The organism is Citrobacter sp. CFNIH10 (assembly GCF_002934585.1).
In the GTDB taxonomy this organism is placed as follows: Bacteria; Pseudomonadota; Gammaproteobacteria; order Enterobacterales; family Enterobacteriaceae; genus Citrobacter_A; species Citrobacter_A amalonaticus.
Window position 1 is genome coordinate 4394544 of record NZ_CP026216.1, and the last position, 21639, is coordinate 4416182.

Annotated in this window: 33 protein-coding genes and 1 pseudogene; 33 read left to right on the forward strand and 1 reads right to left on the reverse strand. The window is 55.4% G+C overall.

What is annotated here, in order from left to right; genetic code table 11:
* Window positions 1-37: 37 nt before the first annotated feature.
* The 22 genes and pseudogenes from C2U53_RS25415 to C2U53_RS25520 all read left to right on the forward strand — a co-directional run bounded on the left by C2U53_RS25415 (window position 38) and on the right by C2U53_RS25520 (window position 11553).
* Window positions 38-790, forward strand: coding sequence for a LexA family transcriptional regulator (locus C2U53_RS25415; RefSeq protein WP_104446921.1), 753 nt, complete (start codon window positions 38-40; stop codon window positions 788-790).
* Window positions 791-1106: 316 nt separating this feature from the next.
* Window positions 1107-1505 carry a hypothetical protein gene (locus C2U53_RS25420; protein ID WP_210437017.1) on the forward strand — a complete coding sequence of 133 codons (399 nt, stop codon included), beginning with the start codon at window positions 1107-1109 and terminating at the stop codon, window positions 1503-1505.
* A gap of 151 nt (window positions 1506-1656) precedes the next feature.
* Entirely contained in the window at window positions 1657-2622 is a 966-nt protein-coding gene (locus C2U53_RS25425; RefSeq protein WP_104446653.1) for a hypothetical protein, read from the forward strand.
* Complete coding sequence (locus tag C2U53_RS25430; RefSeq protein WP_104446654.1) at window positions 2615-2803, forward strand: hypothetical protein; 189 nt, start codon at window positions 2615-2617, stop codon at window positions 2801-2803. The genes C2U53_RS25425 and C2U53_RS25430 overlap by 8 nt, the downstream gene beginning before the upstream one ends.
* Window positions 2778-2981 carry a hypothetical protein gene (locus C2U53_RS25435; RefSeq protein WP_064441788.1) on the forward strand — a complete coding sequence of 68 codons (204 nt, stop codon included), beginning with the start codon at window positions 2778-2780 and terminating at the stop codon, window positions 2979-2981. The genes C2U53_RS25430 and C2U53_RS25435 overlap by 26 nt, the downstream gene beginning before the upstream one ends.
* Window positions 2982-3051: 70 nt before the next feature.
* A complete protein-coding gene (locus C2U53_RS25440) occupies window positions 3052-4023 on the forward strand; it encodes a hypothetical protein (protein ID WP_104446655.1) in 972 nt (323 codons plus the stop codon).
* Between the two features lie 7 nt (window positions 4024-4030).
* Window positions 4031-4315 carry a host nuclease inhibitor GamL gene (gene gamL, locus C2U53_RS25445; protein WP_104446656.1) on the forward strand — a complete coding sequence of 95 codons (285 nt, stop codon included), beginning with the start codon at window positions 4031-4033 and terminating at the stop codon, window positions 4313-4315.
* 18 nt (window positions 4316-4333) lie between these two features.
* Window positions 4334-5179, forward strand: coding sequence for a phage recombination protein Bet (gene bet, locus C2U53_RS25450; protein ID WP_104446657.1), 846 nt, complete (start codon window positions 4334-4336; stop codon window positions 5177-5179).
* Complete coding sequence (locus tag C2U53_RS25455; protein ID WP_104446658.1) at window positions 5176-5856, forward strand: lambda exonuclease family protein; 681 nt, start codon at window positions 5176-5178, stop codon at window positions 5854-5856. The genes bet and C2U53_RS25455 overlap by 4 nt, the downstream gene beginning before the upstream one ends.
* 2 nt (window positions 5857-5858) lie before the next feature.
* Window positions 5859-6320, forward strand: a complete 462-nt coding sequence (locus C2U53_RS30510) for a hypothetical protein (RefSeq protein WP_246876171.1) — start codon at window positions 5859-5861, stop codon at window positions 6318-6320.
* Window positions 6317-6868 (forward strand): phage N-6-adenine-methyltransferase, encoded by a 552-nt coding sequence (locus C2U53_RS25465; protein ID WP_104446659.1) that lies wholly within the window; start codon window positions 6317-6319, stop codon window positions 6866-6868. Before C2U53_RS30510 ends, C2U53_RS25465 begins: the two co-directional genes overlap by 4 nt.
* Window positions 6865-7359: an HNH endonuclease gene (locus tag C2U53_RS25470; protein ID WP_049108575.1), complete on the forward strand. Its 495-nt coding sequence runs from the start codon at window positions 6865-6867 to the stop codon at window positions 7357-7359. Before C2U53_RS25465 ends, C2U53_RS25470 begins: the two co-directional genes overlap by 4 nt.
* Window positions 7356-7574 carry a hypothetical protein gene (locus tag C2U53_RS25475; RefSeq protein ID WP_104446660.1) on the forward strand — a complete coding sequence of 73 codons (219 nt, stop codon included), beginning with the start codon at window positions 7356-7358 and terminating at the stop codon, window positions 7572-7574. Before C2U53_RS25470 ends, C2U53_RS25475 begins: the two co-directional genes overlap by 4 nt.
* Window positions 7571-7867: a DUF4406 domain-containing protein gene (locus tag C2U53_RS25480; protein WP_104446661.1), complete on the forward strand. Its 297-nt coding sequence runs from the start codon at window positions 7571-7573 to the stop codon at window positions 7865-7867. The genes C2U53_RS25475 and C2U53_RS25480 overlap by 4 nt, the downstream gene beginning before the upstream one ends.
* Window positions 7864-8055 carry a DUF1382 family protein gene (locus C2U53_RS25485; protein ID WP_048248459.1) on the forward strand — a complete coding sequence of 64 codons (192 nt, stop codon included), beginning with the start codon at window positions 7864-7866 and terminating at the stop codon, window positions 8053-8055. Before C2U53_RS25480 ends, C2U53_RS25485 begins: the two co-directional genes overlap by 4 nt.
* Before the next feature lie 91 nt (window positions 8056-8146).
* Complete coding sequence (locus C2U53_RS25490) at window positions 8147-8419, forward strand: hypothetical protein (protein ID WP_046401529.1); 273 nt, start codon at window positions 8147-8149, stop codon at window positions 8417-8419.
* A gap of 2 nt (window positions 8420-8421) precedes the next feature.
* Window positions 8422-8640 carry a TraR/DksA family transcriptional regulator gene (locus tag C2U53_RS25495; RefSeq protein ID WP_046401528.1) on the forward strand — a complete coding sequence of 73 codons (219 nt, stop codon included), beginning with the start codon at window positions 8422-8424 and terminating at the stop codon, window positions 8638-8640.
* A complete protein-coding gene (locus tag C2U53_RS25500) occupies window positions 8637-9308 on the forward strand; it encodes a hypothetical protein (RefSeq protein ID WP_046401527.1) in 672 nt (223 codons plus the stop codon). Before C2U53_RS25495 ends, C2U53_RS25500 begins: the two co-directional genes overlap by 4 nt.
* Window positions 9286-9525: a DUF4222 domain-containing protein gene (locus tag C2U53_RS25505; RefSeq protein WP_046401526.1), complete on the forward strand. Its 240-nt coding sequence runs from the start codon at window positions 9286-9288 to the stop codon at window positions 9523-9525. The genes C2U53_RS25500 and C2U53_RS25505 overlap by 23 nt, the downstream gene beginning before the upstream one ends.
* A 57-nt stretch (window positions 9526-9582) precedes the next feature.
* Window positions 9583-9855: pseudogene (locus C2U53_RS25510) on the forward strand (DUF550 domain-containing protein); the annotation flags it as partial.
* 111 nt (window positions 9856-9966) lie between these two features.
* Entirely contained in the window at window positions 9967-10212 is a 246-nt protein-coding gene (locus tag C2U53_RS25515; protein ID WP_014070846.1) for an excisionase family protein, read from the forward strand.
* Window positions 10213-10257: 45 nt separating this feature from the next.
* Window positions 10258-11553 (forward strand): site-specific integrase, encoded by a 1296-nt coding sequence (locus C2U53_RS25520; RefSeq protein ID WP_104446662.1) that lies wholly within the window; start codon window positions 10258-10260, stop codon window positions 11551-11553.
* Between the two features lie 26 nt (window positions 11554-11579).
* Here the strand turns inward: C2U53_RS25520 and fliE are convergent, their stop codons facing one another.
* The gene (fliE, locus tag C2U53_RS25525) at window positions 11580-11894 is read right to left on the reverse strand and encodes a flagellar hook-basal body complex protein FliE (RefSeq protein ID WP_104446663.1); all 315 of its coding nucleotides are present in this window, start codon (window positions 11892-11894) and stop codon (window positions 11580-11582) included.
* Window positions 11895-12110: 216 nt separating this feature from the next.
* On the opposite strand from fliE, the gene fliF reads away from it, so the two are divergent.
* The 11 genes from fliF (at window position 12111) to fliP (ending at window position 21638) form a co-directional block, all read left to right on the forward strand.
* Window positions 12111-13805, forward strand: coding sequence for a flagellar basal-body MS-ring/collar protein FliF (fliF, locus tag C2U53_RS25530; RefSeq protein WP_043000290.1), 1695 nt, complete (start codon window positions 12111-12113; stop codon window positions 13803-13805).
* Window positions 13798-14796, forward strand: coding sequence for a flagellar motor switch protein FliG (gene fliG, locus C2U53_RS25535; RefSeq protein ID WP_042318283.1), 999 nt, complete (start codon window positions 13798-13800; stop codon window positions 14794-14796). The genes fliF and fliG overlap by 8 nt, the downstream gene beginning before the upstream one ends.
* Window positions 14789-15493 (forward strand): flagellar assembly protein FliH, encoded by a 705-nt coding sequence (gene fliH / locus C2U53_RS25540; RefSeq protein ID WP_104446664.1) that lies wholly within the window; start codon window positions 14789-14791, stop codon window positions 15491-15493. The genes fliG and fliH overlap by 8 nt, the downstream gene beginning before the upstream one ends.
* Entirely contained in the window at window positions 15493-16863 is a 1371-nt protein-coding gene (gene fliI, locus C2U53_RS25545) for a flagellar protein export ATPase FliI (RefSeq protein WP_043000288.1), read from the forward strand. Before fliH ends, fliI begins: the two co-directional genes overlap by 1 nt.
* Before the next feature lie 21 nt (window positions 16864-16884).
* Window positions 16885-17328, forward strand: a complete 444-nt coding sequence (gene fliJ, locus C2U53_RS25550) for a flagellar export protein FliJ (RefSeq protein WP_043001895.1) — start codon at window positions 16885-16887, stop codon at window positions 17326-17328.
* On the forward strand, window positions 17325-18536 hold the full coding sequence (gene fliK / locus C2U53_RS25555; protein ID WP_104446665.1) for a flagellar hook length control protein FliK: 1212 nt from the start codon (window positions 17325-17327) through the stop codon (window positions 18534-18536). Before fliJ ends, fliK begins: the two co-directional genes overlap by 4 nt.
* A gap of 104 nt (window positions 18537-18640) precedes the next feature.
* A complete protein-coding gene (gene fliL / locus C2U53_RS25560) occupies window positions 18641-19105 on the forward strand; it encodes a flagellar basal body-associated protein FliL (protein ID WP_043000286.1) in 465 nt (154 codons plus the stop codon).
* Between the two features lie 4 nt (window positions 19106-19109).
* Complete coding sequence (fliM, locus tag C2U53_RS25565) at window positions 19110-20114, forward strand: flagellar motor switch protein FliM (RefSeq protein WP_104446666.1); 1005 nt, start codon at window positions 19110-19112, stop codon at window positions 20112-20114.
* Window positions 20111-20524, forward strand: coding sequence for a flagellar motor switch protein FliN (gene fliN / locus C2U53_RS25570; protein ID WP_042318274.1), 414 nt, complete (start codon window positions 20111-20113; stop codon window positions 20522-20524). The genes fliM and fliN overlap by 4 nt, the downstream gene beginning before the upstream one ends.
* Window positions 20524-20901 (forward strand): flagellar biosynthetic protein FliO, encoded by a 378-nt coding sequence (fliO, locus tag C2U53_RS25575; RefSeq protein WP_082195325.1) that lies wholly within the window; start codon window positions 20524-20526, stop codon window positions 20899-20901. The genes fliN and fliO overlap by 1 nt, the downstream gene beginning before the upstream one ends.
* Complete coding sequence (gene fliP / locus C2U53_RS25580) at window positions 20901-21638, forward strand: flagellar type III secretion system pore protein FliP (protein WP_043000284.1); 738 nt, start codon at window positions 20901-20903, stop codon at window positions 21636-21638. Before fliO ends, fliP begins: the two co-directional genes overlap by 1 nt.
* Window position 21639: the final 1 nt, after the last annotated feature.

The following is a 21639-nucleotide window of genomic DNA, read 5'->3' on the forward strand; positions in this document are numbered from 1 at the left end:
GTCTCCGGGTGAGTCGTTTGATTTGGAGTTTAGCGTTATGCTAAATACTACGCAAGCATCATTTAGCAATTTGCACATTTATCATTTTGCTAAAAGCAGTAACAATGCAGGGATGGAAAATAAAGAAATCAGAAAAGCCAACCTGGAAGCGCTATATGAGAAGCGCCAGCATGAGTCTGGAATGACTAAGGCGCAGTTCGCCGAGCTCATCGAGACAAGTCCGGCTGCGCTTAGCCAGCTACTGGGACCAAACCCTCATCGCAATATCGGCGATAAGATGGCTCGCAAAATTGAAACTGCGCTTGATCTGCCTTTTGGCTGGATGGATGTTTTACACGCCAGTGAAGAACCTTCGAACGTTGCATTTCGAGGACTTAACGAGATAAAAGGAAGTTATCCTGTAATCAGCTGGGTAAGCGCGGGGCAATGGATGGAAGCTGTAGAACCTTATCACCGAAGAGCGATAGATCGCTGGTATGACACGACCGTTGACTGTTCAGAAGATTCATTCTGGCTGGACGTTAAAGGGGATTCTATGACCTCCCCGGCCGGACTGAGCATACCAGAGGGAGCAGCGATACTTGTTGATCCTGAAGTCGAGCCGCGCAACGGAAAGCTGGTTGTCGCGAAGCTAGAAGGCGATAACGAAGCGACCTTTAAGAAGCTTGTAATCGATGCCGGCAGACGCTTCCTTAAGCCACTTAACCCCGCATATCCAATGCTAGAAGTTAATGGAAACTGCAAAATTATTGGCGTTGTGGTTGATGCCAAAATACTAAACATCCCATAACCACACGCAAAACCCCTCAAGCCCGCCATCGCGCGGGCTTTTTTACGTCCCGAATTCCTACGCTGTAAAATTTAATCGCTTATTAATCAATACGCTAAATAAAACCCGCCAATAATTTAGCATTTTGCTATTGCGCATAATTTAGCATCACGCTAAATTTACCCCATCAAAACGAAACATCGACAGCTGAGCGAAGTTAGCCAGCGGCGGAGTGGAGATTCGGTAAGTCGAACGGCGCGACAGTAAACCATGCGTCGGACGCCCGGCGGGCTCAGGGAGAGCGGCAATGGTGCGTAACTGGAATGTTTTGGGGTGAGTGCAGAAGCAAACCTTCTCGGCGAAGGCGCTTGGCAATGAGTACGCGACCGGAGTTAGTCGCCCGGCTGTGCTCACCACCAAAGCATTTCTCCCGCATCAGCGGGTAACGACAGAGGGTAAGGGTATGAAAACAGAGATGGGCGTGAAGGTTGATGTCGATGTAAAGCGCATTAAGACCTGCATCAAGGTGTGCGACAGATTCACCGCCGAAGTTATTGATTCGGATGGCAACACGGTGCGAAGCATCGAGGATGAATATGTTCCTGACTGCTTCCCTGGCACGCATTACGGTGATTATCTGGAGCTTGATATCGATATCGAGACCGGGCAAATCCTTAACTGGAAAAAGCCAACGCCAGAGCAGCTAAGCCAGCTACTCGGTGAAGAAGGCGAATAACCCGCTCCGGCGGGTTTTTTATTGCTCATACCTCAGTCGCTTCAAGTAGGCGACTCAGTTATGAGACGGCGGCCATCCACCGCCAGATATTGCGCAACCCCATTATTAACGTTCGGCGGCGCGGCCTTAGGCGCATCACAAAGGAAATCACATGACGCAGAAAACTATCGTTACCTACAAAGGTTTTAACAAAGATTTGCAGTGCCGGGATTACCAGTTTGCGATCGGCAAAACTTACCACCACGAAGGAAAGGTTGAGGCTTGCGGTTCTGGTTTTCATGCCTGTGAATGCCCTTTCGATGTTTTCGGTTATTATCCGCCAGCAGACAGCCGCTACGCCGAAACAATCTCTTTTGGTGTAACTGACCGTGAAGAAGATGGTGATACCAAAATCGCCAGCGCCAGCATCACCATTAAAGCAGAACTAACTCTCCCTCAGTTCATTCAGCGCGGCATCGACTGGATTTGGAGCAAGATTGATAAGTCTCTTGAGCAACAGATCATGACTGGCGACCGGTCGGCGGCAACCAACACTGGCTACCGGTCGGCGGCAACCAACACTGGCGACTGGTCGGCGGCAACCAACACTGGCTACCAGTCAGCGGCAACCAACACTGGCTACCGGTCGGCGGCAACCAACACTGGCGACTGGTCGGCGGCAACCAACACTGGCTACCAGTCAGCGGCAACCAACACTGGCTACCAGTCAGCGGCAACCAACACTGGCAACCGGTCAGCGGCAACCAACACTGGCTACCAGTCAGCGGCAACCAACACTGGCAACCGGTCAGCGGCAACCAACACTGGCTACCAGTCAGCGGCAACCAACACTGGCGACTGGTCGGCGGCAACCAACACTGGCTACCAGTCAGCGGCAACCAACACTGGCTACCGGTCGGCGGCAGAGGTGTCAGGATCACAATCCGTAGCTGCATCATTAGGCATTGAAGGTAAAGCGCGAGCATCTGAAAACGGTGCAATTGTGCTCTGCTATCGCAATGAAGATGGCGTGTTAATTCATATCCGATCCAGCAAGGTTGGTGAGAATGGAATTAAGCCTGATACCTGGTATCAACTGGATGAAGATGGTGAATTTATCGAGGCTGAAGATGAATAACCAGACAGTCACCCACAACGGAAAGCAGTACACCGCCAAAAAGCTCAACGATAACGAGTGGCAGCTGACGTCGGTATCGGCGCCGCGAGAAAAGCTGACGCTTAACCGCTGGCAGATGCATATCGCTGGTCTCCTGGAACAGGTTGAGGTGAAACATGATGCACCATTACGGAGTGTTTGAAGTTAACCGCGGCGCCGTTCAGCCAGGAATGCTGGTAAAACACAAAGACGGAATGTGGACCGCGTCAGCAAATGCCCGCGGCAAACTCTACCTTCACCGCGGTTGTGAGCGCACCTACACCAAAGAGCTGCTTGTTGAGGTTTATCTCGACGGTCGCGGTCACGGACTTAGTCACTAACCACCCTATTCAACCGATCGGCCTGGCTTTCTGCGGGCGGGATCTGCACATCCAAATTTCAGGAGAAACCATGAGCGAAGTAACGGACTTAACTGTCATCGAAATCAAGACGGATCAGGCTCCGGTGCTGTACGTAGCTGGCGGCCTTGATGCTTATCTCGAGCAAATCCGCCAGGCAGTAAATGAAGTGCCGGACCTGTCCACGAAGAAAGGCCGCGACCGTGTCGCCTCTCTGGCGGCGCAGGTGTCTCGCAGCAAGACGGCAATCGAAAAGCCGGGCCGTGAGTACCTTAAGCGCCTGAAAGAGGCTGTGCGTCCGGCAGAGGCAGAAATTAAGCGATTCGTTGATGCTTGCGACGAGCTACGTGATGCCACCCGCCGCCCTCTAACCGAATGGGAAGCCGAGCAGGAACGCATTAAGGCTGAAGAAGCCATGAACGCGCTGCACGCTGAAGCGCTGGAGATGAACGAAGATTTCGACCGCCAGCGTACCGCGCAGATCGAAGCAGACCACGAAATGGCTCTGCTGATGAATGAAAAGTTTGACCGTGACCGCGAAGAGCAGCGCCGCCAGGCGGAACAGGCTCAGCGTGAACACGAAGAGCGACTGAAGCAGGAAGCGGCAGAACAGGCCATCCGCGATGCCGAAGCGAAGCACAAAGCAGAGATTGAAGCCGCAGCACGACGTGAAGCTGAAGAGAAAGCACGTGCAGAGCTGGCTGAACGTCAGCGCATCGAAGCTGAACAGCGTGCGGCACGTGAGAAGCAGGAAGCTGAAGCGCGGGCAGAGCGTGAAAAAGCTGCAGCAGTTGAAGCTGAGCGGCTGAAGGCAAAACAGGCAGAAGAAGCTCGCCTGGCTGAGCAGAAGCGCATCGCAGACGAACAGGCAAAGCGTGAAGCTGATGTGAAGCACCGTAAGACGGTCGGAACCAACATCGTTAACGCGCTCACCAGTAATACCAGTTTAACCCGCGAACAGGCTATCGAAGTGCTTACCGCTCTGAAAGATGACCTGATCCCCTGCGCGAAAATTCATTACTGAGGAAACCATGAACGCATACCTCACTTACGACCGCATCGAAGACCGGCGCTGGGTCGAGCAGCAACTCGACGACGAGAAAGAGAAGTGGATCGACGACCGGGCGCAGCAAATTATCGACATGATGCCAAAAGAGCCGTCCGGCATCTTCCACTTCACGGTCCCGATTGACTCCAGCCCGTACGAAGGACTTCGCAGCGATAAAGCTGGCGAGGCCTACAACGATTTCATTTCGGCAGTTGCTTACGCCCAGGCGGAATACGACTGGGAACACCGTACCGGCTGCCCGTTTTAATTTTTGAGGGGATTAACGATGGCAAACGAATTAACAATCACAGCGACGTCGCTTCAGGAGATAGGCGTCGACGTCTCCACCTGGAGCGCGCTGAAGAACAGCATCTACCCTGGCGCCAAAGACGAATCGGTAATGATGGCGCTTGACTACTGCAGAGCCCGCCAGCTGGATCCGTTGCTCAAACCTGTCCACCTCGTTCCGATGTACGTCAAAGACTCGAAAACAGGTAAAGGCGACTGGCGAGACGTCGTCATGCCTGGCATCGGGCTTTACCGCATTCAGGCAGACCGTTCTGGCGATTATGCCGGTGCCCGCGAACCAGAGTTCGGGCCCGACGTAACTCAAACGCTTACTGGTGTCGAGGTGACCTTCCCTCAGTGGTGCAAATACACCGTCTACAAGCGCATGCCCAGTGGAGAGATCGTCGAGTTCAGCGCCAAAGAATACTGGATTGAGAACTACGCCACCGGCGGACGCGACACCACGGCGCCGAACGCGATGTGGAAAAAGCGCCCATACGGACAGCTGGCGAAATGCGCGGAAGCCCAGGCTTTGCGTAAGGCATGGCCTGAGATTGGACAGCAGCCTACCGCCGAAGAAATGGAAGGCAAATCACTGGACGTTGATATCCGTGACGTCACGCCGCGCAGCACAACGGAAGCACTTCCACCAGCAGCAAGCGAAGAAACGCTTCAGGCGATCACCGATCTCTTAACGACCCTGGATAAAGATTGGGAGCAAGACTTCCTCCCACTCTGCAGCGACATCTTCAAGCGACCAATTCTTGTGGCTTCAGACCTCACTGAGGAAGAGGCGCAGAAAGGGTTTGGCTTCCTTCAGAAAAGGGCTAAGGCGGCAGCATGACACCAGAAATTATCCTGGCCCGGACCGGTATTGACGTAACCACTATCCAGCAAGGCGACGAGGCATGGCACCGGCTGCGCCTCGGGGTCATCACCGCCTCCGAAGTTCATAACGTCATTTCCAAGCCGCGATCCGGCACTAAATGGACGGGCATGAAGATGTCCTATTTCCACACCCTGCTCGCCGAGGTATGCACCGGTGTCGCGCCAGAGGTTAACGCAAAGGCACTGGCCTGGGGAAAGCAGTACGAAGAAGATGCTCGTACCCTATTCGAGTTCACCACTGACGTGAAAGTTACGGAGTCTCCGATCCTGTTCCGTGACGAGAGCATGCGCACCGCGTGTTCCCCTGACGGACTTTGCAGTAACAATTTCGGCCTCGAGCTGAAATGTCCGTTCACCTCCCGCGACTTCATGAAATTCCGTCTCGGTGGCTTCGAAGCCATTAAGTCAGAGTACATGGCCCAAGTGCAATACAGCATGTGGGTAACCGGGAAAGACGCCTGGTTCTTTGCCAACTACGACCCGCGCATGAAGCGAGAAGGTATTCACCATGTCGTCGTTGAGCGGGATCCGCAGTACATGACCGATTTCAACGAAATGGTTCCGGAGTTCATCGAGAAGATGGATGAGGCGCTGGAGGAGATCGGATTCACGTTCGGTGAGCAATGGAGGTAGCGATGGGCGAACTTTGGCAACCCTTCGAAAATCTTTTCCTGCATGAGGTTGGGACAAAGATGCCCCTCTCAGAAATAGCAGAAAAGCTTGAGCGCTCCGAATCGGCAATAACTCGCCAGGCATCACGTATCGGCGCACCACTTATCAGCAGGATGACCGGCAGACGCTGGACCAAAGCCGAATTATTCCTTCTCAGCCGTTTCACTCCTGAAGAAGTCGCCTCGGCAACCGGGCGCTCCATCTACTCCGTACGCAGCAAATTACAATCTCTGACCAGAACGTCAGGAGGAAAAGTCATGCCTGAATGGACAGCAGAAGAAATTTCATACCTGTGGCGCCACACCAACGCAGAAGTAGCAGAGATTACCGGCCGGAGTATCGAAGAGGTCGGAGATAAGCGGCTGCAAACCAATATTGAGCGCAATGGCTGGGATGTTAACGATCCGGAGCGGGAGGATGTATGACCGATTACACCGGCAGCAACACCCCAGCGGATCAGCGTGACCTATGGCGCACTCCACCAGCACTATTCACTTCCCTCGATGCTGAGTTCTGCTTCCAGTTGGATGCCGCCGCGGCGCCGCATAACGCGCTATGCAGGAAGTTCATCACTGCCGAGCAGAACACGCTGGAAACGCCATGGGCTGATTACCTGAGCATTCCTGGATACGTCTGGCTGAACCCTCCATACAGCGACATCATGCCGTTCGTAAAGAAGGCCGCCACCGAGAGCGCCAATCAGATCGGGACAGTCATGCTGGTACCGGCAGACACATCGGTTGGCTGGTTCAAAGATGCTATCCAGACCGCCAGCGAGGTTCGCTTCATCACCGCCGGGCGGCTGGCATTTATCAACCCGGTTACCGGTAAGCCAGTATCGGGAAATAGCAAAGGATCCATCCTGATTATTTGGCGGCCATACCCCCGCACGCATTGTGAGTTCACTACGGTTGAGCGAGATGTGTTGATGGAGTTTGGTACAAAGCTACTAGCTAGGCGGGAGGCTGCATGACCGAAGGTATTGATCAGCTTATTTATAACGACGAGTTTCCCGGGCTTGCGTACAACAAATTTACCGGCCAGTTCTTTGGAAGGAAAAGTGGAAACCCGATCGGCAGGATGCACAACAAGGGTTACTGGCGAATAGCTTGCGGCAAGAAGTGCTATCTCGCCCATCGGCTGGCTTGGTTCTTCTGTTATGGGGTTTGGCCCAAAGAGATTGACCATATCGACAATAACAAGCTCAACAACTCCATCGGCAACCTACGTGAAGTCACCCACCAACTTAATCAATTAAATATGCCACTGCGCAGTAATAACACGAGCGGTGTGAAAGGGGTTAATTGGGATAAGCATCGTAAGCGGTGGCGCGCCAGGGTGATTATTAACGGCAAGTATTTCACTGCCGGACACTTCAAGGAAATTGCAGATGCCGAGGTGGCAATCAGGGCACTCCGCGAGCAAGTCCATGGAGAATTTGCAAATCATGGGGGCAAGTCATGACATCTGAAACAGACAACGCCATCCGCGCCGCCTGCCGTCGCTGCACCGAGGAAATCCAGCAGGCCATGCGCAAGAAGCCAAAGCCAAACTGGAACGAAACGGTGCCTCCCATCATCAACAAGCATCACAAGAAAATTGAAGCTCTGGGAGTTAGCCTCCTGGAGTTCGTCGTATACACAGGCAGGATTAATCGCCGCTTCGGAGTGGAATCGTGAAAGTTTATATTGCCGGACCCATGAGCGGCCTACCTAATTTTAACCGCGCCGCTTTTAACCATGCGCATTTTCATCTCTGGTCGAAAGGCCATATTGTTCTGAATCCCGCCCGTCTACCAGATGGATTAACCCAGGGCGAGTACATGGACATCTGCCTGGCGATGCTTCGCTGTGCTGATGCTATCTACATGCTTGAAGGCTGGGAGCACTCCGCTGGTGCCAGAGCGGAGAATGCGTTGGCCGAGAAGCTTGAAATTGAAATTATCTTCCAGGAAGAGGATCGCGCCGCATGAACCGAGCCTCACCCGTTGATTTGAGGAAAAGCCTCGAAATTGCCAACCAACTGGCGCACATCGGGATTCGCTTTGTGCCGATCCCGGTGGCGACCGAAGAAGAATTCCAGGCGCTGGCCGCCGAGCTATCTCGACGGCTTGAGCAGATGGCAGTCGAAGCCGAGAAGAATGAAGGCGGTGCAGCATGAGGGCACTAATCACCAGGTCGCTATCGCGGCCTTTTTTATTGCTGGCGTTTACCTTCAACCGAATTAACCGACAGTTCCGGGAGTATTGACCATGAACAAGGTCATTATCGATTTATTAGTAATGGATGATTTCACCGACCCATTTATTTGCGGAGTCCGCGGGTCCTGCACCATTGAAGACCTGCAAGCCATTGAAAAGGAAATTATTGAAAACCGCGATGAACGTCTTCCAAAGGATGGAACCTACACCATCGAAACCAGCTTGTTTAAAGGCCAGTACGGCGAATATGGTCGCTGCGAGCTTGCGCCAGGATGGGAGTGGGAAATTGTTGAGTTTTCACCTTTAGATATTCCTGAGGAATAGCCATGGACATCATCGATACCGCAGCAGAGATTGAAGAGCTTCAGCGTAACGCTGCCCTTTCCGCTCACCGAGTAAACCGCAACGCCGTATCAGCAGAGCATTGCGCGGAGTGCGGAGAGGACATCCCGGCGCCGCGGCGCGCTGCCGTTCCCGGCTGCCAGACGTGCGCGGAGTGCCAGAGTGTTATCGAATTGAGGAATAAGCAGAGGGGGATCCAGTGAAAGAGCGCGGAATGATTTTTAATGAGTATCAGGTGCGCGCCTTGCTTGATGGCAGCATGACGCAGGTTCGGCGCCCTATCAAATGGCGTCAGACTCGGGCTACTGAAATTGCAGAGCGCGACGACGGAAGCATGTGGCCATGGAGCGAAGATGCGGAGCACGTGTGCGATTACTGGCATCCATGTCCATTCGGTGCAGTTGGCGATGTTATTTACGTCAGAGAGTCATTTTCACGGCTCGACTCATTTAACTTCTTCGATCCCGCAGTGCCTCATGAAGTACCGGATTTCTGGTATTGGGCCGATGGTGATCCGGAGTGGGGAGACTGGACGCGCCCACAATCTGGCGCAGTAATGCCTCGCGCCGCCAGTCGAATTACCCTGGAGATAACCGGCATCCGGGTCGAGAAACTTCAGACGGCCAATGAATCGGACTTACTGAATGACCTTGGAGACATGCTTGAACACTGCGAAACCGTAGCTGGACGAGCCTTCAACCATGCCGAGCATTATGCGATCGCTGGCGTTCCGGTGGGTCTGTGTCCAGAAATGCACGGCTTTAAAGCGTGGTGGGATAAGACCAATGGCGCTGGTAGTTTCGACTCCAACCCCTGGGTCTGGGTAATCGAATTTAAGGTGGTGCCCAATGTTCAGGATAATCCAGCCTAATACCTGGTACGCCGATCCACACGGCGCGCCGTGCAAAATCCTCCGCGCTACGCACGAGGTCATCCACTATATCCGCAACGGCCGAACCTGCATCGCCAGCATGGGCCGCTTTCAACACGAATTTGAACCGCTGACCAAAGCACAGGCTGAGCAGATCGCCGAAGAAATCGAAACAGCAGAACACCTGAAGAAGCTGCGTGCCCAGCGCGCGGCATGAGGAGAGAGCGTGAAACCTTACGAATCGAAGAAATCACAGTTCACCAGAAATCTGCTCCGGCGGCGCCACGCTGAATGGTCAGAAAAGACCTTCGGCAATGTCGGCCCCATTGGACCACTGAAACACCTTTCGAAAGAAGCGCTGGAAGCTGCCGCCGATCCCGGCGACCTCAGCGAATGGGCTGATATTCAGTTCCTGCTATGGGACGCACAGCGGCGCGCCGGTATCACCGATGAGCAAATCACCGCGGCGCTGGAAGAAAAGCTGAAGGTGAATATGGCGCGCCAGTGGCCGGAACCGAAAGACGGGGAGCCGCGCCTCCACATCAAACCATGACGCAACTGATAGCCAGTTATGAGCTGGCTATTGGGTGCGATAGCACCACCTCGTGATCCATTTTGCCCGGCCCCGCGCCGGGATTCTTTTTGCCTGGAGACACCCATGAGCGAAATGACCTTAATCGTGCCCAACGACTGGGTAACCGAAGAAAAGCTCGTCGAGATTACCGGCCTTCGCCCGGGCACTATCGAGCGGGCCCGAAAAAAATGCTGGATGGTAGGACGGGAATATCTTCACGTCTCACCGGACGGCGTGCCGAAGAAAAACAGCGAATGCATGTACAACCGTAAGGCTGTCGACCAGTGGGTTGAGAGCATGTCAAAGAAACAGCCGGGTGCGCGCCAATGAAGATCCGTTTATGCTTAGCGGGCTCTTGGACGTCAGGAGGGAATAATGGCTAAGTCAGCATACCCAACAGGCGTGGAGAATCATGGCGGTACGCTCCGCATATGGTTCATCTATAAAGGCAGCCGGGTGCGTGAAAGCCTCGGCGTGCCGGATACACCAAAAAACAGAAAAGTAGCTGGCGAGCTGCGAGCGTCGGTGTGCTTCGCGATAAAGACAGGAAACTTCAACTATGCCGCCCAGTTCCCTGACTCGCCGAACCTGAAAAGGTTTGGGGTGGAGAGCAAGGAGATCACAGTACTCGAACTGGCGAACAAATGGCTTGAATTGAAGCGCATGGAGATCAGCACCAATGCGATGTCGCGCTATTCATCGATAGCACGCAACATGGTGCCGAGAATTGGCGGTGATAAGTTGGTATCTGCGGTGACACAGGAAGACCTGCTGTTTATCAGGAAGGAGTTGTTAACCGGTTATCACGTATTGAAGACAGGACAGAAGACACCAGTAAAAGGCCGGTCTGTCAGAACTGTCAACAATTACATGAGAACGATGTCAGGCATGTTTAACTTCGCAGAGGACAGTGGTTATGTGAAGGCGAATCCGTTTAACGGTATTTCCATGCTTAAACGGTCACGTACTGAACCTGACCCGTTAACGCGAGAAGAGTTCATCCGGATGATTAATGCATGCACCCACCAGCAGCTGAAAAACATGTGGTCGCTGGCAGTTTATACCGGAGTGCGACATGGTGAGCTTGTGTCGCTGGCATGGGAAGATATCGACCTGAAAGCAGGAACGATGATCATCCGCCGGAACCATACTTTGACGAAGGAGTTTACCCTTCCCAAAACAGAGGCCGGAACGGACCGTATCATTAATCTAATTCAGCCAGCCATCAATGTATTGAAAAACCAAGCTGAAATGACCAGGCTGGGCAAGCAATATCAGGTTGAAGTGAAACTGCGCGAGTATGGTCGTACTGATGTGCATCCATGCACTTTCGTGTTCAACCCGCAGATCGTATCGCGTAATGGCCGGGCCGGGCATCATTATGCAGTGGGGTCGATCAACCAGTCGTGGGAGGCGGCAATGCGGCGCGCCGGGATTCGCTATCGCAGAGCATACCAGTCCAGACACACGTATGCATGCTGGTCGTTGGCTGCCGGTGCCAACCCAAACTTCATCGCGAAGCAAATGGGCCACACCGATGCGCAAATGGTTTACCGGGTGTATGGATCCTGGATGGCTGAAAATAACCAGGACCAGGTACTCATCCTCAACCAGAAATTGAGTGAGTTTGCCCCATCCATGCCACACGCGATTGGATCGAATGGTTATTAATTATAATTATCATTAGGTTAGATGACCTAAACCTGCATGGACATCACTTCCTGATAGGCCGACACCAGTTTGTTGCGCACCTGAATTCCCATCTGCATGGAAACTGAGGCTTTTTGCATATCGGTCATCACATCGTTGAGCGCAATCCCCTGCTCACCCAGCGTGAATTTTTCCGCCTGTACGCGGGCAGCAGTTTGCGTATCGCTGATGCGGTCCAGCGCCGCGTGTAATTGACCGGCAAAACTCACGGTCGGTTGCGGCAGTGTCTCCTGCGCCCTGGCGCTCATCGCCGTCGCCTGGAGCTGGCTGATAACCCCTTCAATCCCCTGAATCGCTGACATGATAATCCTCTGGATGGTTTTCTACGCAGCAGAGATTACCAGTTTGTCAATAAGATAAAGGCGCTAAATAACGATAAAAAACCCCGGTTTTTGCCGCATAGAAAAAAACGAAACCGCAAATAATGAGACCGTCAATTTTTCGATTTTGCTGACCCGGGAGTGAGTCTTGTTCCACTTTGCAAATAAAGCCGTCCACGAGCAGTCACGAGGTGCGAGATGAACGCGACTGCATCGGCTGCAACCCAATCTAAACCTCTCGAGTGGCTTAATCGCCTGCGTGCGAATCCCAAAATTCCTCTGATTGTGGCAGGCTCTGCGGCCGTCGCCATTATTGTGGCGATGGTGTTGTGGGCTAAAGCGCCTGATTATCGTACGTTATTCAGCAATTTATCCGATCAGGATGGCGGCGCGATCGTCACCCAGTTGACCCAGATGAACATCCCGTACCGCTTCTCGGAAGGCAGTGGCGCGATTGAAGTTCCAGCCGACAAAGTCCATGAACTGCGCCTGCGTCTTGCCCAACAAGGACTGCCGAAAGGGGGGGCGGTGGGCTTTGAGCTGTTGGATCAGGAAAAGTTCGGCATCAGCCAGTTTAGCGAGCAGGTTAACTACCAGCGTGCGCTGGAAGGCGAACTGGCACGCACCATCGAAACCCTTGGCCCGGTTAAGCGCGCCCGCGTACATCTGGCAATGCCCAAGCCGTCTCTGTTCGTGCGTGAACAGAAATCCCCTTCAGCCTCGGTGACCGTCAATCTGGAACCGGGGCGTGCGCTGGATGAAGGTCAAATCACTGCGGTCGTCCATCTGGTTTCCAGCGCGGTAGCCGGTCTGCCGCCGGGCAATGTAACGCTGGTCGATCAGGCTGGTCATCTGCTCACGCAGTCAAATACCAGCAGTCGCGATCTGAACGACGCACAGCTGAAATACGCCAGCGACGTGGAAGGCCGTGTCCAGCGTCGTATCGAATCGATCCTGTCACCGATTGTCGGTAACGGGAATGTCCACGCGCAGGTCACCGCGCAGCTGGATTTCGCCAATAAAGAGCAGACAGAAGAACAGTATCGGCCAAACGGCGATGCCTCTCAGGCCGTGCTGCGTTCGCGTCAACTGAATGAAAGCGAGCAAATTGGCTCCGGTCTGCCCGGTGGCGTACCGGGTGCGCTGTCCAACCAGCCTGCCCCAGCCAATACGGCGCCGATCACCACGCCGCCAGCGAATCAGCAAAATGCGCAGAATGCACAAAATGGACAGAACGCGCAGCAGCAGACGGCCACCAGCGCCAGTGCTGGTCCACGTAATACCCAACGCAACGAAACCAGCAACTATGAAGTTGACCGCACCATTCGCCACACAAAAATGAACGTCGGCGATATACAGCGACTCTCCGTCGCCGTGGTCGTGAACTACAAAACGTTGCCGGATGGCAAACCGCTGCCGCTCACTGCCGATCAAATGAAGCAGATTGAAGATTTGACCCGTGAAGCAATGGGCTTCTCGGACAAGCGCGGCGATACCCTGAACGTGGTCAACTCACCGTTCAGCGCTACCGATGACAACGCTGGCGAACTGCCGTTCTGGAAACAGCCGTTGTTTATCGAACAGTTGATCTCGGCCGGACGTTGGTTGCTGGTGCTGTTGGTGGCATGGATCCTGTGGCGCAAAGCGATTCGTCCGCAGTTGACCCGTCGCGCTGAAGAGGCGAAAGCCGCGCAGGAACGCGAGCAACTCCGTCAGGAGACCGAAGAAGCCGTTGAGGTTCGCCTCAGTAAAGATGAGCAGACTCAGCAGCGTCGGGCAAATCAGCGCCTGGGCGCCGAAGTGATGAGCCAGCGCATTCGCGAAATGTCAGATAACGATCCGCGCGTCGTGGCGCTGGTCATTCGCCAGTGGATGAATAACGATCATGAGTAATGCTCTTTCCGGTACCGATAAAAGCGTCATCCTGTTGATGACCATTGGCGAAGATCGCGCGGCGGAAGTGTTCAAACACCTCTCCCAGCGCGAAGTGCAGACCCTGAGCGCCGCCATGGCGAACGTCCGCCAGATCTCCAACAAACAGCTGACCGACGTGCTGGCGGAGTTTGAGCAGGAAGCCGAGCAGTTCGCCGCCCTGAACATCAATGCCAACGAATATCTGCGTTCGGTACTGGTGAAGGCGCTGGGCGAAGAGCGAGCCTCCAGCCTGCTGGAAGATATTCTTGAAACCCGTGATACCGCCAGCGGCATTGAAACGCTCAACTTTATGGAGCCGCAAAGCGCCGCCGACCTTATCCGCGACGAACACCCGCAGATTATCGCCACCATCCTCGTGCACCTCAAACGCGGTCAGGCGGCGGATATCCTGGCGCTGTTCGACGAACGTCTGCGTCACGATGTCATGCTGCGTATCGCCACCTTCGGCGGCGTACAGCCTGCCGCGCTGGCGGAACTGACCGAAGTGCTCAACGGCCTGCTCGACGGTCAGAACCTCAAGCGCAGCAAAATGGGCGGCGTGAGAACGGCGGCAGAAATTATCAACCTGATGAAAACGCAGCAAGAAGAAGCGGTTATTACCGCTGTGCGCGAATTCGACGGCGAGCTGGCACAAAAAATTATCGACGAGATGTTCCTGTTCGAAAACCTGGTCGATGTGGACGACCGCAGCATCCAGCGTTTGCTGCAGGAAGTGGATTCCGAGTCGCTGCTGATCGCCCTGAAAGGCGCGGAACAGCCGCTGCGCGAGAAGTTCCTGCGCAATATGTCGCAACGTGCGGCAGATATCCTGCGCGACGACCTCGCCAACCGTGGCCCGGTGCGTTTGTCGCAAGTGGAAAACGAGCAGAAGGCCATTCTGTTGATTGTGCGTCGTCTGGCCGAGACCGGCGAGATGATGATTGGCAGCGGCGAGGATACTTATGTCTAACGAGCTGCCGTGGAAAATCTGGACCCCGGACGATCTCGCGTCGCCGCTGGCTGAATTTGTGCCCATGGAGCACGACGATGACCCCGCGTCTGAAGAGGACGAACCCGAGATCAGTGCGGAACAACAGCTTGAGCAACAGTTAGCCCAGCTGAAAATTCAGGCCCACGAGCAAGGTTACAACGCGGGACTGGCGGAAGGACGGAAGTCCGGTCATGAACAAGGCTATCAGGAAGGGTTGGCACAAGGGCTTGAACAGGGCCAGGTGCAGGCGCGCACCCAGCAGGCCCCGCTTCATGCGCGGATGCAACAACTGGTCAGCGAATTCCAGCACACACTGGACGCGCTGGACAGCGTGATCGCTTCGCGTCTGATGCAGATGGCGCTGGAAGCCGCGCGTCAGGTCATTGGTCAGACGCCCGCGGTGGATAATTCCGCCTTAATCAAGCAGATCCAACAGCTCTTACAACAGGAGCCCCTGTTCAGCGGCAAACCGCAGCTGCGCGTCCATCCGGATGATTTACAGCGCGTTGAAGAGATGCTCGGTGCCACCCTCAGCCTGCACGGCTGGCGTTTGCGTGGCGATCCGACCCTGCACCATGGCGGCTGCAAAGTTTCTGCGGATGAAGGCGATCTCGACGCCAGCGTGGCGACCCGCTGGCAAGAACTGTGTCGTCTGGCCGCGCCGGGAGTGATCTGATGACCTCACGCCTGACTCGCTGGTTGACGACGCTGGATAATTTCGAAGCCAAAATGGCGCAGCTTCCGGCCGTTCGTCGTTACGGACGACTGACCCGCGCCACCGGCCTGGTTCTGGAGGCCACCGGGTTGCAGTTGCCGCTCGGCGCGACCTGCGTGATTGAACGCCAGGACGGAACGGAAACCCGCGAAGTGGAAAGTGAAGTGGTGGGCTTTAACGGTCAGCGCCTGTTTCTGATGCCGCTCGAAGAGGTCGAAGGCATTCTGCCCGGCGCGCGTGTCTACGCCAAAAACATCGCCGGTGAAGGGTTGCAAAGCGGTAAACAGTTGCCGCTGGGTCCGGCGCTGTTAGGTCGCGTGCTCGACGGCAGCGGCAAACCGCTTGACGGCCTTCCCTCCCCCGACACCACGGAAACCGGAGCGCTGATTACCCAGCCGTTTAACCCGTTGCAGCGTACGCCGATTGAGCATGTGCTGGATACCGGCGTGCGCCCGATCAACGCCCTGTTAACCGTCGGTCGCGGCCAGCGTATGGGGCTGTTCGCCGGTTCCGGCGTCGGGAAAAGCGTGCTGCTTGGCATGATGGCGCGCTATACCCGCGCCGACGTCATCGTCGTTGGACTGATTGGCGAACGTGGCCGCGAAGTGAAGGATTTCATCGAAAACATTCTCGGTGCCGACGGACGCGCGCGTTCGGTCGTGATCGCCGCGCCGGCGGACGTGTCGCCCTTACTGCGCATGCAGGGTGCCGCTTATGCCACCCGTATCGCCGAAGATTTCCGCGATCGCGGTCAGCACGTGCTGCTGATCATGGATTCCCTGACCCGTTATGCCATGGCCCAGCGTGAAATCGCGCTGGCGATCGGTGAACCACCGGCCACCAAAGGCTATCCGCCGTCGGTCTTCGCCAAACTTCCGGCGCTGGTTGAACGCGCAGGTAACGGGATCCACGGCGGCGGTTCCATCACCGCCTTTTATACGGTACTGACCGAAGGCGACGATCAGCAGGACCCGATTGCCGACTCGGCGCGAGCCATCCTTGATGGTCACATTGTGCTGTCGCGACGTCTGGCGGAGGCCGGACACTACCCCGCTATCGACATTGAAGCGTCGATCAGCCGTGCGATGACGGCGCTGATAACGGAACAACACTACGCCAAAGTGCGTCACTTCAAGCAGTTGCTGTCGAGCTTCCAGCGCAACCGCGATCTCGTCAGCGTCGGCGCCTATGCCAAAGGCAGCGATCCGATGCTCGATAAAGCCATCGCGCTGTGGCCACAACTGGAGGCGTTTTTGCAGCAAGGTATTTTCGAACGCGCTGACTGGGAGGATTCTCTGTCGGCGCTCGATCTGATTTTCCCGACGGTGTGATGAAGCAAGAGGGTAATGGTCATGGCTGAACATGGTGCACTGGCAACACTCAAAGATCTCGCCGAAAAAGAGGTGGATGACGCGGCGCTGCTGTTAGGTGAAATGCGCCGCGGTTTTCAGCAGGCGGAAGAACAGCTCACGATGCTGCTTGACTACCAGAATGAATATCGCAGCAACCTCAACAACGATATGAGCCAGGGGATTGCCAGTAATCGCTGGATTAACTACCAGCAATTTATTCAGACCCTGGAAAAAGCGGTGGAACAACACCGCCAGCAGTTAACGCAGTGGACGCAAAAAGTAGATATGGCGCTGAACAGCTGGCGTGAAAAAAAACAACGGCTTCAGGCCTGGCAAACCTTACAAGACAGACAGAACGCGGCGGCCTTACTGGCTGAAAACCGCCTGGATCAGAAAAAAATGGATGAATTTGCGCAGCGTGCAGCAATGAGGAAACCAGAATGATCACTTTACCCCAACGGGTCACCACGGACACTGACCTTATTACCGGCTTGTCGTCCGGTAAGGCGACGGATTCCGCCCAGGATTTTCTGACCCTGCTGGCAGGCGCATTAGGCGCAGGCGACGCACAGAGTAAAGACGCGCCGCTGACGTTAGCCGATATACAGGCCGCCAGCGGCAAACTGCAAAAAGGCCTGCTGGCACAGGACGGTGACGCTTCGCAGACCGTGAAACTGGCCGACCTGTTAGCGGCCAAAGAAGGACAGTCTGAAGAGTTGCAAAAAGGACTGAGCGATGCGCAGGCCCTGCTGTCCGCCCTGACGCCCACACAAAAGAGCAGTGCGCTCGCGGCCCTGCGCCAGTCCGCGCAGAAAGATGAAGGTGCCACGGCTCTCAGCGATGACGATCTCGCCAACCTCAGCGCCCTTTTCGCCATGCTGCCGGGTCAACCGGGAATGACGACACCGCCGGTAACTACCGGTGAAAAAGGGCGTGTGCTGAGCACCACGTTGAGCACCGATCCCCGTTCGCTCGCGCAGGCCGCGACCAGTCCGTTGACCCATGACGATGCGAAAAAAAGCAAAATGGACAATGCCACGCCGATGATCGCTGCGGAAAGCGCTAAAGGTCAGCCGGTCACTACGCCTGTGGTGGCTGCCGCTGCCTTCAACGCGGAGATCGACAGTACGCCTTCACCCGTGACGCCAGGCATCGCGATGACCACAACCCCGCATTCCGCCTCACAACCGCTGCCCACCAGCGCCGCACCGGTTCTGAGCGCACCGTTGGGTAGCCATGAGTGGCAGCAATCCCTGAGTCAACACATCACGCTGTTTACCCGTCAGGGTCAGCAGAGCGCGGAACTGCGTCTGCATCCGGAAGATCTGGGTCAGGTACATATCTCGCTTAAACTTGATGATAACCAGGCACAATTGCAGATGGTCTCAGCCCATAGTCACGTTCGCGCGGCGCTGGAAGCCGCCCTGCCGACGCTGCGCACGCAACTGGCGGAAAGTGGCATTCAACTGGGACAAAGCAGCATTAGCAGCGAGAGTTTCGCCGACCAGCAGCACGCCTCATCCCAACAGCAGCAGACGGCTCGCACGCAGGGACAGGATCGGCTCATGGTTGATGACGAGAGCGAGCTGGCGGTTCCCGCTTCGCTCCAGTCCGCCGCACGCGGTAATGGCGCCGTCGATATCTTCGCCTAACGCCAGAGGTAGCATGATTATCCGCGTCTTTTCCACGCTTTGCCGTGGTCAGGACACGGGATAATCAGCCGATAAGCTGTACCGAAACAGGAAGCCCGTATCAGATGACTGATTCCGCGATTAGCAAAAAGAGCAAACGCTCAATTTGGATCCCGCTGCTGGTAATCATTACCCTTGCCGCCTGCGCCACCGCAGGCTATAGCTACTGGCGTATGCAGCAGCATCCCACTCCGGCGGCCAATGAGCCACCGCCGCCGCCTGCGCCGGTGTTCTTCGCCCTGGATACGTTTACCGTCAATCTGGGCGATGCGGATCGCGTTCTGTATATCGGCGTGACGCTGCGTCTGAAGGATGAAGCTACGCGCACGCGCCTGAACGAATATTTGCCAGAAGTCCGTAGCCGTCTGCTGTTGCTGTTCTCTCGTCAGGACGCCAACGCACTGTCTACCGAAGAAGGTAAGCAAAAATTGATCGCGGCGATTAAAGAGACGCTTTCCCCTCCGCTCGTTGCCGGACAACCCAAACAGGACGTCACCGACGTGCTGTATACAGCTTTCATTCTGCGGTAAAGACATGGGCGACAGTATTCTTTCTCAGGCTGAAATCGATGCGCTGTTGAATGGCGACAGCGACACGAAAGACGAGCCGACTCCGGGTATCGCGGGCGACAGCGAAATTCGCCCGTACGATCCCAATACCCAGCGTCGCGTAGTGCGCGAGCGTCTGCAGGCGCTGGAGATCATCAACGAACGTTTTGCCCGTCAGTTCCGGATGGGGTTGTTTAACCTGTTGCGTCGTAGTCCGGATATCACCGTCGGCGCGATCCGCATTCAGCCGTATCACGAGTTTGCTCGTAACCTGCCGGTACCGACCAACCTGAACCTGATCCACCTGAAGCCGCTGCGCGGTACGGGTCTGGTAGTGTTCTCGCCGAGCCTGGTGTTTATCGCCGTCGACAACCTGTTTGGCGGTGATGGCCGCTTCCCGACGAAAGTGGAAGGCCGCGAGTTTACCCACACCGAACAGCGCGTCATCAACCGCATGCTGAAACTGGCGCTGGAAGGTTATAGCGACGCCTGGAAGGCGATCAATCCGCTGGAAGTGGAATACGTGCGTTCTGAAATGCAGGTGAAGTTTACCAACATCACCACGTCACCGAACGATATCGTGGTCAATACCCCTTTCCATGTCGAGATTGGCAACCTGACCGGTGAGTTCAACATCTGTTTGCCGTTCAGCATGATTGAACCGCTGCGCGAACTGCTGGTGAACCCGCCGCTGGAAAACTCCCGCAATGAAGATCAGAACTGGCGCGACAATCTGGTGCGTCAGGTTCAACACTCCGAGCTGGAGCTGGTGGCGAACTTTGCCGATATTCCGCTGCGCCTTTCTCAGATATTAAAACTGCAACCCGGCGATGTGCTGCCAATAGAAAAACCAGACCGCATTATTGCTCATGTGGACGGTGTACCTGTACTGACCAGCCAATACGGCACGGTTAACGGCCAGTATGCGTTACGCGTGGAACATTTGATTAACCCGATTTTGAATTCGCTGAATGAGGAACAGCCCAAATGAGTGACATGAATAATCCGTCTGATGAGAACACTGGCGCATTGGACGATCTGTGGGCTGACGCGTTAAACGAGCAAAAAACCACGACCAGCAAAAGTGCGGCCGACGCCGTTTTCCAGCAGCTTGGCGGTGGCGATGTCAGCGGCACGCTACAGGATATCGATCTAATCATGGATATTCCGGTCAAACTGACCGTTGAATTGGGCCGCACGCGGATGACCATTAAGGAGCTGCTGCGTCTGACGCAGGGTTCCGTGGTGGCGCTGGACGGCCTGGCGGGTGAACCGCTGGATATCCTGATCAACGGCTATCTGATCGCCCAGGGTGAAGTGGTGGTCGTGGCCGATAAATACGGTGTACGCATTACCGACATCATCACCCCGTCCGAGCGTATGCGTCGTCTGAGTCGTTAATCATGAAAACCCAGGCCACCGTTCAACAGCCTTCTGCCGTACCGGGCTCGCCTTTGATGCAGGTAAGCGGCGCGCTGTTGGGGATCATCCTGTTGATCCTGGTAGCCGCCTGGGTAATCAAGCGCCTGGGTTTTGCGCCGAAAGGCGGCAGTACGCGCGGCCTGAAAGTCTCCGCCAGTACCTCATTGGGTCCGCGCGAGCGGGTGGTGATTGTGGATGTTGAGGATGCACGGCTGGTGCTTGGCGTCACGGCGTCAACCATCAATGTGCTGCATACCCTCCCCCCAGCCTCTGTCGTGCCAGAAGAGACGCCGTCTGCTCCTGCCGATTTTCAGGCCATGATGAAGAGTTTGCTTAAGCGTTCCGGGAGATCCTGATGCGCCGTTTGTTATCCCTTACGCTGACCGGTCTATGGCTAATCAGCCCCGCCGCGCTGGCGCAACTTCCTGGACTGGTGAGCCAACCGCTGCCCGGCGGCGGACAAAGCTGGTCGCTCCCCGTACAGACGCTGGTCTTCATCACCTCGCTGACCTTTATTCCGGCTATTTTGCTGATGATGACCAGCTTCACCCGCATCATCATCGTCTTCGGTCTGTTGCGTAATGCGCTCGGTACACCGTCCGCACCGCCAAACCAGGTGCTGCTGGGACTGGCGCTGTTCCTGACCTTTTTCATCATGTCGCCGGTCATCGACAAGATTTATGTTGAGGCCTATCAACCGTTCAGCGAAGAGAAAATCTCGATGCAGGAAGCGCTGGACAAAGGCGCACAGCCGCTACGTGAATTTATGCTGCGCCAGACCCGCGAAGCCGATCTGGCCCTGTTCGCCCGTCTGGCAAACAGCGGTCCGCTTCAGGGGCCAGAAGCGGTACCGATGCGCATTTTGCTTCCCGCCTATGTGACCAGCGAGCTGAAAACCGCGTTCCAGATCGGCTTTACGATTTTCATTCCTTTCCTGATTATCGACCTGGTGATCGCCAGCGTGCTGATGGCGCTGGGGATGATGATGGTTCCCCCGGCAACCATTGCCCTCCCGTTCAAACTGATGTTGTTCGTGCTGGTTGATGGCTGGCAACTGCTGGTGGGTTCGCTTGCACAAAGTTTCTACAGTTAGA